14 protein-coding genes are annotated in these 16,364 nt (G+C 59.2%); 7 read left to right on the top strand and 7 right to left on the bottom strand.

From position 1 onward, the window contains the following. Positions 1-22: 22 nt before the first annotated feature. The gene (locus ACYU03_RS13710) at positions 23-463 is read right to left on the bottom strand and encodes a MerR family transcriptional regulator (RefSeq protein WP_461885111.1); all 441 of its coding nucleotides are present in this window, start codon (positions 461-463) and stop codon (positions 23-25) included. Positions 464-663: 200 nt separating this feature from the next. Here ACYU03_RS13710 and ACYU03_RS13715 point away from each other — a divergent pair, with 200 nt between their 5' ends. After that, positions 664-1,494, top strand: a complete 831-nt coding sequence (locus ACYU03_RS13715; protein WP_461885112.1) for an alpha/beta fold hydrolase — start codon at positions 664-666, stop codon at positions 1,492-1,494. Between the two features lie 166 nt (positions 1,495-1,660). Continuing rightward, a complete protein-coding gene (locus ACYU03_RS13720; protein ID WP_461891462.1) occupies positions 1,661-2,647 on the top strand; it encodes an NAD(P)H-quinone oxidoreductase in 987 nt (328 codons plus the stop codon). 262 nt (positions 2,648-2,909) lie between these two features. On the opposite strand, the gene ACYU03_RS13725 is transcribed toward ACYU03_RS13720, so the two are convergent. The 3 genes from ACYU03_RS13725 to ACYU03_RS13735 form a co-directional block, all read right to left on the bottom strand. Further along, positions 2,910-4,415 carry an MFS transporter gene (locus ACYU03_RS13725; RefSeq protein WP_461885113.1) on the bottom strand — a complete coding sequence of 502 codons (1,506 nt, stop codon included), beginning with the start codon at positions 4,413-4,415 and terminating at the stop codon, positions 2,910-2,912. An 84-nt stretch (positions 4,416-4,499) separates the two neighbouring features. Next, positions 4,500-4,973, bottom strand: coding sequence for a nuclear transport factor 2 family protein (locus ACYU03_RS13730; protein ID WP_461885114.1), 474 nt, complete (start codon positions 4,971-4,973; stop codon positions 4,500-4,502). Between the two features lie 27 nt (positions 4,974-5,000). After that, positions 5,001-6,041: an alpha/beta hydrolase gene (locus tag ACYU03_RS13735; protein ID WP_461885115.1), complete on the bottom strand. Its 1,041-nt coding sequence runs from the start codon at positions 6,039-6,041 to the stop codon at positions 5,001-5,003. A gap of 148 nt (positions 6,042-6,189) precedes the next feature. On the opposite strand from ACYU03_RS13735, the gene ACYU03_RS13740 reads away from it, so the two are divergent. Further along, positions 6,190-7,044: a LysR family transcriptional regulator gene (locus ACYU03_RS13740; protein WP_461885116.1), complete on the top strand. Its 855-nt coding sequence runs from the start codon at positions 6,190-6,192 to the stop codon at positions 7,042-7,044. Between the two features lie 60 nt (positions 7,045-7,104). Here ACYU03_RS13740 and ACYU03_RS13745 read toward each other — a convergent pair whose 3' ends face one another. Further along, positions 7,105-7,338, bottom strand: a complete 234-nt coding sequence (locus ACYU03_RS13745) for a hypothetical protein (protein WP_461885117.1) — start codon at positions 7,336-7,338, stop codon at positions 7,105-7,107. A gap of 387 nt (positions 7,339-7,725) precedes the next feature. Here ACYU03_RS13745 and ACYU03_RS13750 point away from each other — a divergent pair, with 387 nt between their 5' ends. The 4 genes from ACYU03_RS13750 (at position 7,726) to ACYU03_RS13765 (ending at position 13,188) form a co-directional block, all read left to right on the top strand. Further along, the gene (locus ACYU03_RS13750; protein ID WP_461885118.1) at positions 7,726-9,078 is read left to right on the top strand and encodes a TULIP family P47-like protein; all 1,353 of its coding nucleotides are present in this window, start codon (positions 7,726-7,728) and stop codon (positions 9,076-9,078) included. Positions 9,079-9,146: 68 nt separating this feature from the next. Continuing rightward, complete coding sequence (locus ACYU03_RS13755; RefSeq protein ID WP_461885119.1) at positions 9,147-11,321, top strand: TULIP family P47-like protein; 2,175 nt, start codon at positions 9,147-9,149, stop codon at positions 11,319-11,321. A 31-nt stretch (positions 11,322-11,352) separates the two neighbouring features. After that, positions 11,353-12,750, top strand: coding sequence for a TULIP family P47-like protein (locus tag ACYU03_RS13760; RefSeq protein WP_461885121.1), 1,398 nt, complete (start codon positions 11,353-11,355; stop codon positions 12,748-12,750). A gap of 81 nt (positions 12,751-12,831) precedes the next feature. After that, complete coding sequence (locus ACYU03_RS13765) at positions 12,832-13,188, top strand: hypothetical protein (protein ID WP_461885122.1); 357 nt, start codon at positions 12,832-12,834, stop codon at positions 13,186-13,188. 498 nt (positions 13,189-13,686) lie between these two features. On the opposite strand, the gene ACYU03_RS13770 is transcribed toward ACYU03_RS13765, so the two are convergent. Then, complete coding sequence (locus ACYU03_RS13770) at positions 13,687-15,009, bottom strand: MFS transporter (RefSeq protein ID WP_461885123.1); 1,323 nt, start codon at positions 15,007-15,009, stop codon at positions 13,687-13,689. A 111-nt stretch (positions 15,010-15,120) separates the two neighbouring features. Beyond that, complete coding sequence (locus tag ACYU03_RS13775; protein ID WP_461885124.1) at positions 15,121-16,338, bottom strand: CaiB/BaiF CoA transferase family protein; 1,218 nt, start codon at positions 16,336-16,338, stop codon at positions 15,121-15,123. Positions 16,339-16,364 lie beyond the last annotated feature (26 nt).

The raw sequence follows: 16,364 nt of genomic DNA on the forward strand, positions 1-16,364 counted from the left end.
TTTGATTCAGGCCTTTCCAGGCTCATTTGGCAGGCGCGGCGCTCGCCTTGTTCAACGCGATCTCTTCCCGCAGCCGCTCAAGCACCCGCTGGGAGTTGTCGACGCACGGCATGCCCTCAGGCTTGCTTTCAATGCCCTCGATTACCACCAGCAACTGCTCCTTGTTGCGTGCCAGGCGCTGTTGCAGCACTTCGATTTCCTCGACTTTGCGCTTGAGCCCGTGGAGCAGTTCGTCATGCCGCCAACCGTTCGAACTGAGCGGCAACAACTGTCGGATCTCTTCCAAGGAAAACCCTGCCGCCTGGGCACTGGTAATCAACTCCAGCATCCACACGGCCTCCTCTGAATAATCACGATAGCCATTGGCCTTGCGCTCGACCGATTGGATCAGCCCACTCGCCTCGTAGAAACGGATGCGCGAAGGGGCCAGTCCGGTGATCTTGGCCAGCTCTCCTATTCTCATGAGGCACCTTCCAAATATGCATTGACCTTAAAGCCTACTTTAATCTTAAAGTCGTTTAGCGGCCAAGGGGTCAGATTGCTGAAACTATCCGCACCGCATCAGCTTGCCTTCACGGAGGAAGACTGAGCTGAACTTACTTCACGCAAGGCCACGGTCGGAGCAGATGTTCCGGCTGCATGCCTTATGACAGGAGACGCGAAATGGGATACGTGACAACACAAGATGGGGTTGAGATCTTCTACAAAGACTGGGGCCCACGCGATGCCCAAGTGATCTACTTCCATCATGGATGGCCACTGAGCGCCGATGACTGGGATGCCCAGATGCTGTTCTTCCTGGCCGAAGGTTATCGTGTCGTCGCCCACGACCGACGAGGCCACGGGCGCTCCAGCCAAGTCTGGGATGGGCATGACATGGACCACTACGCCGACGACGTGGCGGCGGTAGTCAAACACCTCGGGGTCGAGGGCGCCGTGCACGTGGGGCATTCGACCGGCGGTGGCGAAGTGATCCATTACATTGCTCGCCATGGAGAAGACCGCGTAGCCAAGGCGGCTATCATCAGCGCAGTCCCACCACTGATGGTGAAAACGGCCGACAATCCGGGTGGGCTACCCAAGTCGGTGTTCGATGACCTCCAGGCCCAGCTCAAAGCCAATCGGGCGCAGTTCTACCACGACATTCCGGCAGGCCCGTTCTATGGCTACAACCGCCCTGGCGCCACACCGCAAGAAGGCGTGATCCTGAACTGGTGGCGGCAAGGCATGATGGGCTGCGCCAAGGCACACTATGACGGGATCGTCGCATTCTCCCAGACCGACTTCACCGAGAGCCTGAAAAGCGTAACGGTCCCGGTTCTGGTGATGCATGGCGATGACGACCAGATCGTGCCCTATGACAACTCGGGTCCACTCTCCGCCAAGCTGCTGCGCAATAGCACACTGAAGACATACGCCGGCTTCCCACATGGAATGCCCACCACCAACGCAGACGAGATAAACGCCGATCTGCTGGCCTTCATCCGCAGCTGATACCAAGGGGGAGCGGGTGCAAGCCCGCCCCGCTCCCTCGCCTTGCACGTCAACTCAATGCCCACCGAACGGATGTGGCGCCATTGTCGGCGCAAGCAAGACCGCTTTCACAGTGTATTTCGTACAGGAGGTTCTCCTAATGAATCAGCCCCACATTCCCGCAGACATGACTGCGATCGAGATCAGCTGTCCGGGAGGTCCAGAGGTCCTGGCAGCGGTCAGAAGACCAGTCCCCCAACCCGACGTACGCGAGGTACTGATCAAAGTGCAGGCCGCAGGCGTCAACGGTCCGGACGTACTTCAACGCAAGGGGCTGTATGACCCACCACCTGGGGCGTCGGATATCCCCGGATTGGAGGTTTCCGGCGAGGTCGTCGCCTTGGGTGCTGAAGTGAAGCAGTTCGCCCTGGGCGACAAGGTCATCGCCTTGGTTCCGGGTGGCGGCTATGCCGAATATGCGGTCGCGGACGAACGCACGTCCCTGCACTTGCCCAAGGGCCTGACCATGGAGGAAGCGGCGGCCCTCCCGGAAACGTTCATGACGGTATGGGTCAACATGTTCCAACGCGGCCAGTTCCAGCGTGGGGAAACAGTGTTGATCCATGGCGGCGCCTCTGGCATAGGTACCACCGCGACGATGCTCGCGAAGACCTTCGGCGCCGCGAAGATCTTCACCACGGTCAAGAATGAACAACAGCAACGCGCCAGTCGATCCCTGGGTGCCGACCACCCGATCAACTACACCGAGCAGGATTTTGTCGCAGAGGTCCTGCGAGAAACCGATGGACGAGGCGCCGATGTGGTAGTCGATATCATTGGTGGCGACTATGTGAGTCGCAACTTCGAAGCCGCGGCCATGAATGGGCGCATTGTGCAGATCGGGGTCATCAAAGGTCCAGCGACCAACGTCAACCTATTCCCCATGCTGGTCAAGAGACTGACCCACATCGGCTCGACCTTGCGCTCACGCAGTCACGACGAGAAGAAGCTGATCATCGACGCCTTGGAAGATCAGGTATGGCCGCACATCCATAAAGGCGAAATCAAACCTCTCGTTTTCAAGACATTCGACCTGCAGGATGCTCGTTCCGCGCATGAGCTGATGGACTCAGGCCAACATATCGGCAAGATTGTTCTCGCCGTTCACTCCTGAAAACTGTGAGTAATCAAACTCCGTCGGCTAGGTCGACCTGGGCTCCCCGCCGATGCCAGTAGCGCAGCCCTGGTGTACAGCCACGATGGCAACGTGTACCCATTGGGCGAACACCCACTTCGAAATCCGGAATCTGGCCGAGCCAAGGCTACTCAAGGTCATCACCGTCGACGAGTTCATTGAACAACGCCTTACCGTCTGCTGACCGTCATCCGTAGCTGAAACCGGGGGAGCGGGTGCAAGCCCCCCCGCTCCTCTCCTGCTACAACTTCTGCTCGGCCCCGCCCCGGTACTGCTGGTCCATGCTTGCTCGTACACCGGCACTCGTACTGCGCCCGGGCGTGCTCGCAACGGGCCACCGAGCGAGCGTAAGGCCCAGTACCGCACCCGCGGCCAGGCAGAAGGCAATGCAAAGGGCCGCGGCGATAAATGCCTGGGTGATAGCTGCCGGATCGGTGCGCGAGCCGAGGATGGTGTAGAAAACTCCACCAATCACCGCGACGCTGAGTGCGGTGCTGACTTGCAGGGTCGAACTGGCGATGCCGGCAATCATGCCCGAATACGCCGGCGCAACGCGGCCGGTGACCATTCGCATCAAGGTCGGCAGCGCCAGCCCTTGTCCAAAACCAATCACGAACAGAACGACACCAAGCGGTACGGGGGCCGGCTGCACTCCGGCCGGTGTCGCGAGGATGAGCCAGACCAGGCCGAGAAAGCTGATGGACTCCAGGGCCATGCCGAGTGGGTTGACATAGGCGCCGAGCATGCGTCTGCCCAACGGCGTCAGCAGCGGTCCCAGCAGAAACCCTGCACCAAACGGCAGGAATACCAACCCGGCGCTCAGCGCGGATACGTGCAGCGCCTGCTGCAGATAGATCGAGAACAGCAGGAAGAAAACCCCAATCGAGTAGAGCAACAATGCGATCAGCAGCGCACGTCCCAGCCCCGGAGCCTTCAATGCATCGGGATCGAGTAGAGGCGCACCGCCCAAGCGCCCCAGGCGGGCCTCATAACGCCAGAACAGCCACGCCAGCACCGGCATTGCGATGAGAGACAGCCACGACCACCACGGCCAGCCTGCTTCCCTCCCCTCAATCAGCGGCACGATGAGCGCACCGAGGCAGATCATCGACAAGGCCATGCCGCCCATGTCCAGCTTGGTGGCGTGGCGCACGCGTGTTTCTTTCAACAAGGGAATGCCGAACAGCACGACCAGCGCCGCCACCGGCAAGTTGACGAGGAAAATTGCCCGCCACCCCAGGCCCATGAGGTCGAGCGAAATCAGGATACCGCCCAAGGCCTGCCCAATCACTGAGGCCAGGCCGAAGACAGCGCCATATAGACTAAGTGCGAGCGGCTTTTCCGATTCGGGGAAGATGGCCTGCACCGACGCCAGCGCCTGCGGCGCCATCACCGCAGCCGTCACGCCCTGCAAGGCGCGTCCGGCGATCAATACCCCGGGCGACGCGGCGAAACCGCACAACATCGATGCGGCCGCAAAGCCGATCAGCCCGAGCAAAAACACACGGCCTCTTCCGTATAGGTCGCCGAGCCGTCCGCCAGTGATCAGCGTCACGGCATAAAGCGCGGCATACGAGGAAATGACCAACTGCTCGGCGGAGGCCGAGGCGCCCAATTCTTCGTGGATCGACGGAAGTGCGACGTTGACAATAAAGAAATCGAGCGGTGGCAGGAACGCGCCCATCAATAGAACCACGAACATCGCCCAGCGGCGTGGGTCGGGTTGGGAAACATCATCTCGGAACATGGGCAGCCTTCATACGGAATCAATCAAGGGGCGCATCGCCGTACTGACCATGCGATGCACCCACAGCACGACGGGGGTTATGTGTTAAACGCCCTCAAACTTTTCCGAACCGGCAATCGGCTTCCAGTTTGCCAACGGTGTCAGGAAGTGCAGTTCGAAGCGTCGCGACGTGAATCGCCATTGACCTTCGCGGCGTTCGAAGCGGTCGTAATAGAGGCCGCTGACCTGCACCGGCCCTTTTTCGATGTCATGAAACAAGCAGTCGGCCGCGACGGTTGCCGCAGCCACGGCACCCTCGATGTGAATCATGGGGTTGGACATCCAATGATGCATGTGGGGCATCTTTCGCCAGCTCCTTTGGGCCATGACCAGTATCTCTTCAGGGTTTCCCCCGGCGCCGAAGCCAGGTAGGTCCAGAGTGGCGTCGTCATGCCAAAGGGTGCGCAAGAGATCGATGTCCATAAGATCGAATGCATTGGCGTAACCGGAAATCAGCGATTCGATTGCCATGCGGCTTTCCAATGCCTCCAGGCGGGCAGCCAGGGTTTCAATATTCATGGTTACATTCTTCTGTGAGTGGATAGGTCAGGCCTGTTCGGCCCGGCTGACGGTTGTGTCCAGCCACTGCGAAACCACCTTGAAGACATCGTCGCAGTTACGTTCATAGATCAACCCGTGCCCGTTGCCATGGATGCCGAGGGATGGTAGATCCAGGTGGTGGACGTTGGCGCCGGCATTGCGCAGGAACGGCACGATGCTGCTCGCGAAGGAGGCGAACACGGAGGTTTCCCCGGTCACCAGCCCGACAGCAACGCCCTTAAGCGCGGGAATCTTCAACGCCGAGGGATCGGCTGTGCGCACCTGAGCTGGCGTTGCGCAAGGTGGATCGAAGGTGATCGGCGCCGCCGTCAGCCCCCAGTCCAGGGAGCCGATACCGGGTGTTTCACCAAACACCGGGCCCATTGGCTCGACCGCGACGATGGCGGCGAGCATACCTGGCCTGCGGTCAGCCAACAGCCAGGCGTCGGGGCCAGAAGCGGAGTGCGTGATGACGATGGCTTTGCCGATGCGATCCAGTAACTGAGCCAGGCGATCGGCATCGAGGGCCTGGGACGCCGCCAGGTCGGCAGGCATGGGCCCGTAGGCCGCGATGAAGGCATCGAAGGCCACCTCGTCCTCTGTCGCGAACGGCCACTGGGTTTCACCACCACCTTCGGGAAAGTAAACCTCGCGGGCGCGCTCATAGGAAAAGGCCGGCCCCATCGGTCCCATGATCTCGGGATGGTAAGGTGAGCGGCCGTGGCCCGGCCGATCGACGCAAAACACCACGTAGCCGTCTTCAATAAAGCGCTGCGCCCATCCGGGGCGGCCGTCCGGCGTTGCCAGCCACTCAGTGCCTTGCAGTGTGCCGCCATGCACCAGAACCACCGGGTATGGCCGGGTAATGCGCTCGGGGGACTCCCACGCGACGAACATGGGCCCTTTCTGAAAATGTTTACCCGCCTTGGCCACTCGCTCTCCGGTGATCCAGAAATAGCCACGGCGCGAGGTGGTCAGCGGTGCGTCAAACCACGGCTGTGCGCAACGGTTCGGGATGGCCGCGCTTTTCTCGAGGTCGGTGCTCATCCCCTTGCCCCCATGCCATTGAATTCGATGTGCATCAATACCTCCCGCTGTCGTTGCCTGCGTTCATGGGTTCATTGTGCGAACCGAAGGGTTGCGGCGGGACTGTCATTGCTGCATCTTCGCCGTTCACATTTGTACGAGGTACGCCATGGAATGGAATGACTTGCGTGTCTTCCTCGCCATCGCGCGGGGCGGCTCGCTGGGCGCAGCGGCGAAGCTGTTGGGCGTCAGCCACCCCACCGTGGGACGGCGCCTGCATGTGCTCGAGCAGGCCAGCGGCCAGGTGTTCTTTCGCCGTACTGCGTCGGGACTGGTGCTGACCGACAGTGGTGAACGTATTTTCGAACTGGCCGAGGAAATGGAACGTAGCGCGCTGACGATCGAGCGGCGCATCGCGGGCGAAAGCGACCAGCCTGAAGGCCTGTTACGGATCTCTTCAGCGGACTGGTTCGCCTGTTACGTACTCGGCCCCGTCTTGAGCGAGCTCTTGCGGCGGTATCCATTGATCGAGCCCGAGGTGATCGCCGGACACCGGTTGTTCGACCTGACACGCAGAGAAGCGGATATTGCATTCCGCATCGTTCCCTTCACCGAACCCGACATCGTCCAACGACGGCTCACTACGCTGAGCTACGGGCTGTACGCGAGTGCACGGGTACCATTCCTGCCACGAGCTGATGGTGAGGGTGTCGGCCTGATCACCATGAACATCGCACAATCGCATTACCCCGACGTGCTCTGGTTGCAAGAGCTGTACCCGCGGGCCAGAACCGTATTCACCAGCAGTAGCCGTACGGTCCAGGCTCAGATGTGCGCACTTGGGTTGGGCGTTGCCGTACTGCCCCGCGTCCTGGGTGACCAATTGCCCGCGCTCAGGCTGCTGGACACCGACGAGGCGCCGCCCGGGCGCGATATCTGGATGGGTTATCACCACGATATGCGACAGATGGACCGGCTTCGCGCACTCGCCGACCTGGCGGGCGAGATGATTGGCACAACCTGATCAACGCCCTGCCCTTACCCACCTTCCTGGGGGCTGTCGACGCTAGCGGGGAAGCGCAGTTCATCCAATCCGCTCTTCATCTGCTCCCCTGTTACGACGAAACCGGCCCGTCATCATTGAAAATTTGCGCATACCACCTAGCGACGGGCTGCCCAAACCCACCGAAATGGAGGGAAACCACGTTTCGAAAAATGCGATAGCGACGTCAATTTCATCGGCTCTCAAGAAATCCCAAACATAATGTTCGGGCAAGGGAGTGAAGTTGCGCACTTGATCAATATTCGGCCATTTCATCCTGTCTTCCTTATGAGTCATATTCCCCGATACTTACGGCGGGGTTATTGCAAGCGAAACTGCCTGCCAGCTGACGTCATATAACGGCGATTGTTGAGGAGGATGTCGCCGAGATTAAGTTATTCCATTCAAGCAAAGTTTTTTGGTTGAGATCGAGCGTCGCTGCGGCCATGGGGCGTCCTTATGCCGAACCGCGATGATGCCTTGCCACATAGTTCAGATTCTATCTGAAGAGCTCTTGCGCCGCCCTCTTCGCCTCCGGCCAAGTCTTAACCGGCACCACTTTTTATTATTGAAAAGAGTTGACCCACACAGGAAAGCGACTAGCCTAGAAACACCACTCGTTATTCATCGGGTGAGCGGAAAACAAGAGACAGGGATGCTCTTATGGATACCTATCGATATGACTATTCCTATGCGTTGACCCAGGACAAGGTCAACGACATCATGCGCAAGAACTTGGCATCCGTTTCGATGCCTATCGCCTATACAGACCACGACCCCATCACCGGGGCGATCACCACCCTCGATGTCCATCTGGATGTATGGAGCATGGCTGACGGTGGCCAGAACAGTCTGATGAAGCTCAACGTGCCCATCAAGGATGGCAACCTGAGCATTTCCAATCTCCCCGGCGTCAACGGCGAGTGGGATATGTCCGGGGTCTCCCTGTTGCTGGAGATAACGCTGGGCTGGATGGGCCCCGGTAACCAACAGGAACTCAACGGTGAAGGGTCACTGACCCAGTTGGTGTTCTCTCCTGCTCAAGACGCAACACCTGGCGACCCCGGCTACGTTGCAGTACTCACGGTTACAGATCCTTCCGGCGAGTTGACGAGTGCCGCCATCGGTATGCTCAAGCAGATCATCCAAGCGGCCTTCTACGAGAACCGGGACAACCTGCAGTATGTATTCGCCGGGGTCGTTCCGGTGCCCGCCGGGGCGACGACATGGCTGCGCCCGTACAAATGGCAGTACTACATTGCATCGGGTGATATCGAAGCACTCTGCTTCCTGTCCATGCTCGACGATACGCCGTTTCCGTCCACCCCCGCGTTCGACTCGACGGCACTGGTGCCAGGCGCCAACGCTGTGGCCCTCGTCTCGCAGGAGGCCTTTTTCAAAAACACGCTATTACCCGGTGTCGAGGCTACCTTTCCGGGAGGGTCGTTTTCCGTCAGCCAATCGAACCAACATTCGCTGATTTCCAACAATGGCTCCTTTACCGTGAAAGTTGGCGGCGACGCGATCAACACCAACAGATTTTCCCTATGGCCCTCCGATGCCGGGGATGGATTGCAGACCTCCTCTGCGGGCGGCGGCCCCCTGACCTTCCTCTTCGGCCTGGCCAATCTCCCCGATGCCTCCTACAGCTGGACCGCCCAGACGGTCAACCCGCTGTCGCTGGACATTTCGAGCGGAACAATGATCTTCAGGCAGGACCCGACCCCCAAGACCACCCACGACCAGGATATTCCCTGGTACGACTACATCATCCTGGTGGGGCTGGGCCTGACGCTGGTAGGCCTGATTGCCGACATCACCGATGCCGTCAACGACTTCGGCGACCAGGTCAACGATGCAGGCGTGTCGAACATCAATAAGGCGCTGCAGTCCACCCTCGGCAACCATGCGGTGAACGTCACCGACCTCCTCGACTGGCAGGCCAATGGCCAATCGTTCAAGTTGACCGACGGCGGGCTCGACGGTGCCCTCTACTTCCGGGGAAACCTTTCCTGAGCATTCCAAGTACCCGGCCCAGGCTCCATGCCGGGAAATAGATCCGCCCACCCAGGAGGAAACAGCCAATGGCAAACTCCACCGACAACACCTCGCTCGCCCCTGAGCCCGTATCAGAAATCCCCTCCCGTCCAACGGCTGATACCTATGACTGGGATACGGTGGTGGCCCTGCATTTCGACACTACCAATACTGCGCTCACCGACAACTGGAGCAGCGTCGACAGCCGGGCGAAGACCATTTCGCAGGCAGCCAGCGACGATCCGTCCTATCAGATTCAGGCCAGCCTAGACGCCTGGCAGTTGACCACCGGCGGTGACGGCAAGAACATCAACATGAGCGTTCCAATCGCCAGCGGTGTCTACCAGGCCGGCAGTAATAGTTATTCGCTGGACGGGCTGGGCATGAGCGTAATCATCCAGATCAACATGGACTGGATCCCCGACCCTGACCAGAAGTCCTTCGTGATCAACAGCGGGGTGGATGCTATCGTCGCCGACCTCGAGCAAAACATCGTCGATGCGGCCCTCATTGCCGACTTCGCGGCCAACGGTGTCACGATCACCAGCGAGTCGAAGCTTTCGACGGTTACCCCGGACGCCGCCTGGTTGATCGCCGCCACCGACAACACGTTCTACTACCTGTTCTTCAGCGAGGACAAGGACCAGAACAAGTTCCTTTCTGTCTATCAGTACACCGAGTCGTTTACCAGCCAGCTTCGCGCCCTGAGCACGGAAGCCGGCGGAACGCCAGCTGTCGTGGTGATAAATATTCTGAACCCGCCAAACGCCGGCAGCATCGGCAACGCGGTGCTCCCCGACCTGCTGAGCGAATGGTTCAACAGCAATATCAGCTATTTCAATTTCGTTTTCTCGGTCATCGACCTGACACCCCAACTTGAGCAGTCGCCCAGCTACACCTGGATCGACCCGACAGCCACCAGCTATGCCGTCATTGACGAGCAGAGCATGGCCAGTTCGGTGATGGGTGTACTGACCATGGTCCAGAACAACACACCCGGTTCGAACCATCAGGTATCACCCAATGCCATTCCCTCAGGGAGCGACGCGAACGGCGCCGACGTGGGGTTGCTGATCAGCGGGCAGAACTTCATGAAGAACATGATGCTCGGAGGCGCCAAGAACCTGTTCGACGATGCCAGCGATGATGATTTCTCGATATTCAACGATGGCTTGTCCATCAAGAACGTCAACGCGCTGACCTACGGCTACTTCAAGATGGAAGACGACCCCGACGCCACCACCGCGGACAATGGTTACTCCGCCGAGCTGGACAATGGCTCGCTGCCCCAGGGCCTGGTCGACGCCTTCAAGCACTCGGATAGCCAAGGCGGCTATTACTACAACCCTGACTTGCGCGGCGATACCGTCAAGGTCAACGTCGCGGGCAGCCAATGGTTCCTCAGTGGCAACGGCTCCGAGTACATCGTTGACCTCAACGACGGTCAGCTCGAGTTCTACACGGCGACCCAGGTCACCATCGCCGCCGGACAGTTCGAGATGAACCTGGAGCACAGTTTCCTCGAAATCAAGTTCATTGACCTGACCTACTCGCAAAGCTGGCAGTACGACGTGCACATCAACTACACCGAGCAGGTAAACCTTGGCCTGAAAACGGTCACCACATCGACGGGTGCGACGAAGCAGATCTTCAACTTCACCCAGTCAGTGCGCAACATGACCGTCGAAGTCACCAAGACCCAGGCGGAGATCACCTTCCAGATCGTGATGGGGGCTGTAACCGCCAGCCTTGCCCTGATCGCCGTGCTCGGTCCGATCGTCGACGGCCTGGCCGGCGCGGCGGAGGTGACTGTTGCCAGCGTCGATGAAGGCAGCGCGATCATCGATGAAGCCGCGTTCGTCGACGAGCTCAGTGGCAGCGAGCAGGCGCAGGAGCAGAACATCGCCAACGAGGAGAATGCCCTGGCCAATGGCGCCGAGCAGGTCGCAGGCCGGATGACCCGCATCAAGAATGCCTTCAACTCCACCCGCTGGAAGGTGTTTGGCGGCATCACTGCCGCCATCGGCGCCGCCTACGGTGTCGAGATAGCCGTTTCCGCGATCATGTCAGCGGCGTACAAGAACGAATGGGATGATGTGCCCGGGTTCGACGACTTTGCCAACGACGCCATCGAGCCGTACACCTTCCCTGGCATCAATGGCTATGACCTCACGTCGGCGTGGCTTGCCGACTCACTTCAGATCGGTCTGAAAACGAAATAAACGCAACGGCGCACGGAAAAGGAGAGGCTTCATGGCGATCAGCACTGCGGGGGTCTACACCTACAATTGGGATACCGCCTTCGCCATCCCGATCCCGGACGTAAACAAGACCATTGTCGACCAGAAGTCGTCACCGCCCGCTTTCACGATCACGGCGGTTGACGCCTACACGGTTTCGGCCAATTTCTGCGACTGGCAGGTCTGCATGGGAGGGGATGGAAAGAACGTGCGCTTTTCCATCCCCATGACCGGGATCGTGGTCGACTACAGCAGTGGAGCGCGGGTGACCTGCGACACGGGTACCGCGGTCATTGAAATCAACCTTCACTACATTCCCCATGAAGCATCGGGTGATGTCGCCTCCAATCCCTTTGCGCTGGTAGCGAAAACCACCTCGGACGACCCTTCGACCCCCGTGGCGGCCCTGGTCGGGCAGGTGACGTTGTCTCCCGACCCTGGGACCGTCACCGGCGCAGTCTTTGGCCAAGCGCTGCTGGACTGGATCAATGATCATCTGGATGAGTTCAACCACATCTTCTCGGTGGTCGATCTCAACCGGATGATCGATCAGCAACAGTGGGGGTTCGTGACCCCCAACTACACCAGCTACGCTTACCTCGACGGCAGCACCCTCGAGGACAGTGTCCTGGGCGTTCTCACCATGACCGGTGACCGAAGCGGTGAATCCCTGAGCGAACAGATTTCTCCGTCGGCGATTCCCGGGGGCAGTGAAGCTGGGTTTCTGGTGTCCCAGGAGCGAACCCTCTACGACCTGGTGCGACCGGCGATCATGGTCGCCTATCCGGGGCTGACCAACGACAACTTCCTGATGAGCGACGACAAGACCCGCCTCTACCTGGTGCAAGGCGTGTCCGTCGACATGCCGCCAGTGGAACATGACGGATCGACCTACTATCCGAAGCTCACCGCCCTCACTGTCGAGACCGACGGCGAAACATTCACCGTCACCAGCACCACCAACACCTACATCACCTTCGGCGTCACATCGCAGACGACAGCCACCAACTGGTACACCCTCGACCTCGGCACTTCCAACAACGGGCAAACCATTACCTTCATCCAGACACAACCAACGGATCAGCAGTACGCCGTCCACCAGGATCCTGGCGTGATCGTCACCGAGATCATCCTGTCGATCATCATTGGCCTGGTTTCGCTGATCTGCGCCCCGCTCACGGACGGCGCATCGATCGTCGTCGGCGGCCTGGTGATCGGGCTGCTCCTGGGAGCATCACAAATCGCCACGGCGACCATCGAGTCAGTCAACAAGGACACCTCCCCTGCCGTGGACCTGCTTATGATCAACGCTGTCGACCCGATCAAATGGACGGGCAGCGACTCGTTCAAGCTCGATTACGTCCATCCGAACATTTCATTGCAACTGGGCGGTGATCCACTGTTCGTCTAGCCCGCGTCACACTCACGGGTTAGGGCCGCTCAACCCAAGGCCAGCGTTCGTGGATACATACGGAACAACAGGAGGCCTGCCATGGCAAACCAGTCGACTCACTTCGTGAAGTACCGCATGAAAGATGGCGCCCAGGGCGAGCACTACGTCACTTTTTCTTCCCGAGGACCAAGGCCGCCGATAACCGGGGAGAACCATCCCCTCATCCGCAAGCTTGCTGAAACCGACTCCGCGACAGCGGACACGGTAGAGCGACTGATCCAGGAAATGACAGCGAACGAACAGCGCTTCTTTGCCTGGCTAGGTGGTGATGCATCACGCATGGAATATTTCATGAAGGACCCGATCAGCGCATTGAGGCAGGCGCTGCCCGAGCTTCCGGAGGCGTTCTTCGACAAGCTCGCCTCATTGCCGAAGCTGTTCGCAACCAGGAAGTAGCCATCTTTGCTTTCCATGAAAAGCGCGGCCTGGGCCGGAGAGAACTCCATCAAGGGTGCACCTTGCGCAAATCGCATCCGCTTGCTCGGCGATTGCAGACCCAGCACTCCAAGTGCTACCAAGTCTTGAGCTCCCCTGACATTGCCTCCAGGGCAAGTGTCCAACGGTGCCTAGTCGTTATCATTTTCGGCGCGAATAGCTGATTCGTTAGCAAATTTAGGTGAGTGTTAGCGTGTTCGCACCCACCCGATTATCGTTTTCGCATACCAGCCCCTTCTGGTTATCATTTTTCACCCCTCGTTAGGGGGTTCGACTACGTATGGTACGCAACTGCCCTACGACACTGGCCTGCAGGCGCGCTACTGTCACTGGACTGGTCGCTGAGCTACATCGACACCGACCTGTCCCAGGCTGAGTGCGCCAGCTACATGGGCTTCACGATCACCGTGCTGGTGGCGGTCGGCAAGACGTTCTGACCGCCCTTGCATCAACAGCCAATCAGCCCAGCGCCGGATTGCGCACATAGCGGAAAATGACATAGCAACTGGCGATCAATACCGGAACGATCGCCAGCATGCCCATGTAGGTTTGCCCCGTCAGGTCGTTGATGAAACCCACCATGGCGGGTGCGATCATGCCGCTCAGTTGCCCCATGGAGTTCACGGCGGCAACGGCACTGGCGATGGCTATTCCAGAGAACGTCGATTGAGGCAGGCACCAGAAGATCGGTATCGCGATGAACGATCCCGAGGTCGCGAGGACCAAGGCCGCCATCAACACCACCGGGCTGTCGGAGAACAAGCAGGCCAGGATATAACCGACCGTGGACGCCAGCATGCACAGCATCAGATAGGACTTGCGGTCCCCTGTACGGTCAGAGCGCCGCGTCATCCAGACCATGCCAACGCACGCGACAGCGTAAGGCAAGGCCGTTAGAACGCCGACATGCAGCATGTCCTCGACACCTGACTGGGCGATCAGATGTGGCATCCAGAAGTTGAGACCGTAGCTCGCCATCTTGATGCCGAAATACACGAACGCGAAAACCGCCACCTCTCGCGTCACCAGCACCTTCCAGAATGAGGAGTGGCTTTCAGGCACGTTCTCGCGCCCTACCCCCACATTCTTCTGCAGCAAGTCTTTTTCTTCCTGGGTAAGCCATTTGGCGGACTGGATGTCCCGATCCAATTTCCACAGGACGATAAGCCCCATCAAGCAGCACGGCAGGCCGGATAGGACGAACAACCAGTGCCAACCCGCCAGCCCCAGGAAGCCGTCCATGCCATTGAGCACAAGCCCTGCGAGTGGCGCGCCAATAGCGCCAGACAGCGGTATGGCGAGAAACCAGATCCCGTTGATGCCGGCCAACTGCTTCTTGGGGAACCAGCACGCCATGTAGAAAAGAATGGCCGGCCCAAACCCCGCCTCCATGACTCCGATCAGAAAGCGCAAGAAGTACAAGGTGTATTGTGAGTAGGCGAACACGAGGGCGGCAGTCGCCAATCCCCACGAGATCATGATGCGACAGATCCATGCCGGCGCGCCGTACTTCCTCAAGCCAAGGCCGCTGGGCACTTCGAACAGCACATAGCCAATGAAGAACATACTCGCGGCTAAACCGTAGGCCGTATCGCTCAGGCCCAGCTCAGCCTGCATCTGCGTCTTGGCGAAGCTGATGTTTATCCTGTCGAAATAGGAGAACAGGAAGCAGATGATGGCAAGAGGGACGATACGCCAGGCCACCCTGCGGTAGAGCAGCAACTCTTTTAGATGCTCCTCGTCCGAGGCCTGGTTAGCCGATGTATGGGTAGCGCTGACCATGTGATTTCTCCAGTTTTTCTAGTTGTTGGAGATTGAGAGAAGTTGCTGCTCTCTTTCCTTGCCTAATCTGAGTAGAAGTCCAGACAGTCGACTTCAGTGTCATCTGTTCATCTACGTATGCTTGACGACGCGAAGCGCATCACCTTTATCGTCCACCCTGAAAACGCCCGCCGCCTGAAGGCGCTCGATCTGGACATCGTCATAACCAAGGTCTTGCATGACCTGGCAGGTATGTTCGCCCACGCGCGCGAGCGGTAGGCGGGCCTGGAGCCGGTCCCCATCGAAGCTCAAGGGCAGCAACGGCACTTCGGTTCGAGAGCCGTCGTCCAGATGCAAGGTGGCCAGCCCCCCACTTGCCTTCAAGTGGGGGTCGTCGAACAGGTCCTCAGGCTTGCATATCGCTGCAAATGGAATGCCGCTGAGTTCCAGCTCGACGGCCAGCTTCTTTGCATCCAGGGTGGCGAAGATTTCCGCCAAGTGAGCGAGCAGTCGAGGGCGCTGCGCCACGCGCGCCGTGTTCGTCGCCAGGCTGGGGTCATCCAGCAGCGCCTCCTGGCCGAGGATCTTGCACAAGGCCGCCCACTGACCATCGCCGGTGGCCGCAACGAACATCTGCTCGCCACCTGCGAACCTGAAAACGTCATAGATCGACCAGGCGCTGATCCTGCTGGGCATTGGCGCGGGCGCCTGCCCGGTGACGGCGTACTGTTGCATATGTTGGGCGCAAAGCAGTACGCAGTTCTCGAACAAGGCGCTCTGAATCACTTTGCCTTTACCCGTCCGGTTCCGCTCATTCAGTGCGGCCAGCACTCCAATCGCACCGAACATGCCCCCCATGATGTCATTTACCGAACTCCCCGCACGCAACGGTTGCCCCACAGGGCCTGTCATGTAGGCGAGCCCGCCCATCATCTGCACGACTTCATCCAAAGCCAGGCGATTCTCATAAGGCCCCTTCAGGAATCCTTTATGAGAAACGTAGATAAGCTCGGCGTTGCGCGCGCTGAGGGCGTCGTAGTCCAGCCCGAGTTCGGCCATGCGCCCAGGTTTGAAATTCTCGATGAACACATCGGCAGTGTCGACCAAGGCAAGGATCGCTTCCCGGCCAGCCGCACTGCTCAAGTCCACGGCAACGCTTTTCTTGTTGCGGTTGAATATTCTGAAAAAACCTGCGCCGGCCCCCGGAAGGTGCCGCGTGCTGTCCCCTTTGACAGGCTCGACCTTGATCACTTCCGCGCCCAGATCGGCCAACACCATGCCACACGCAGGCCCCATCACCATATGAGACAGTTCGACGACACGAATACCTTCAAGCGGCAGTTTTGACATTTGACGTACTCCGTTCCAGGCATTGC

The organism is Pseudomonas sp. X10, from assembly GCF_054889225.1.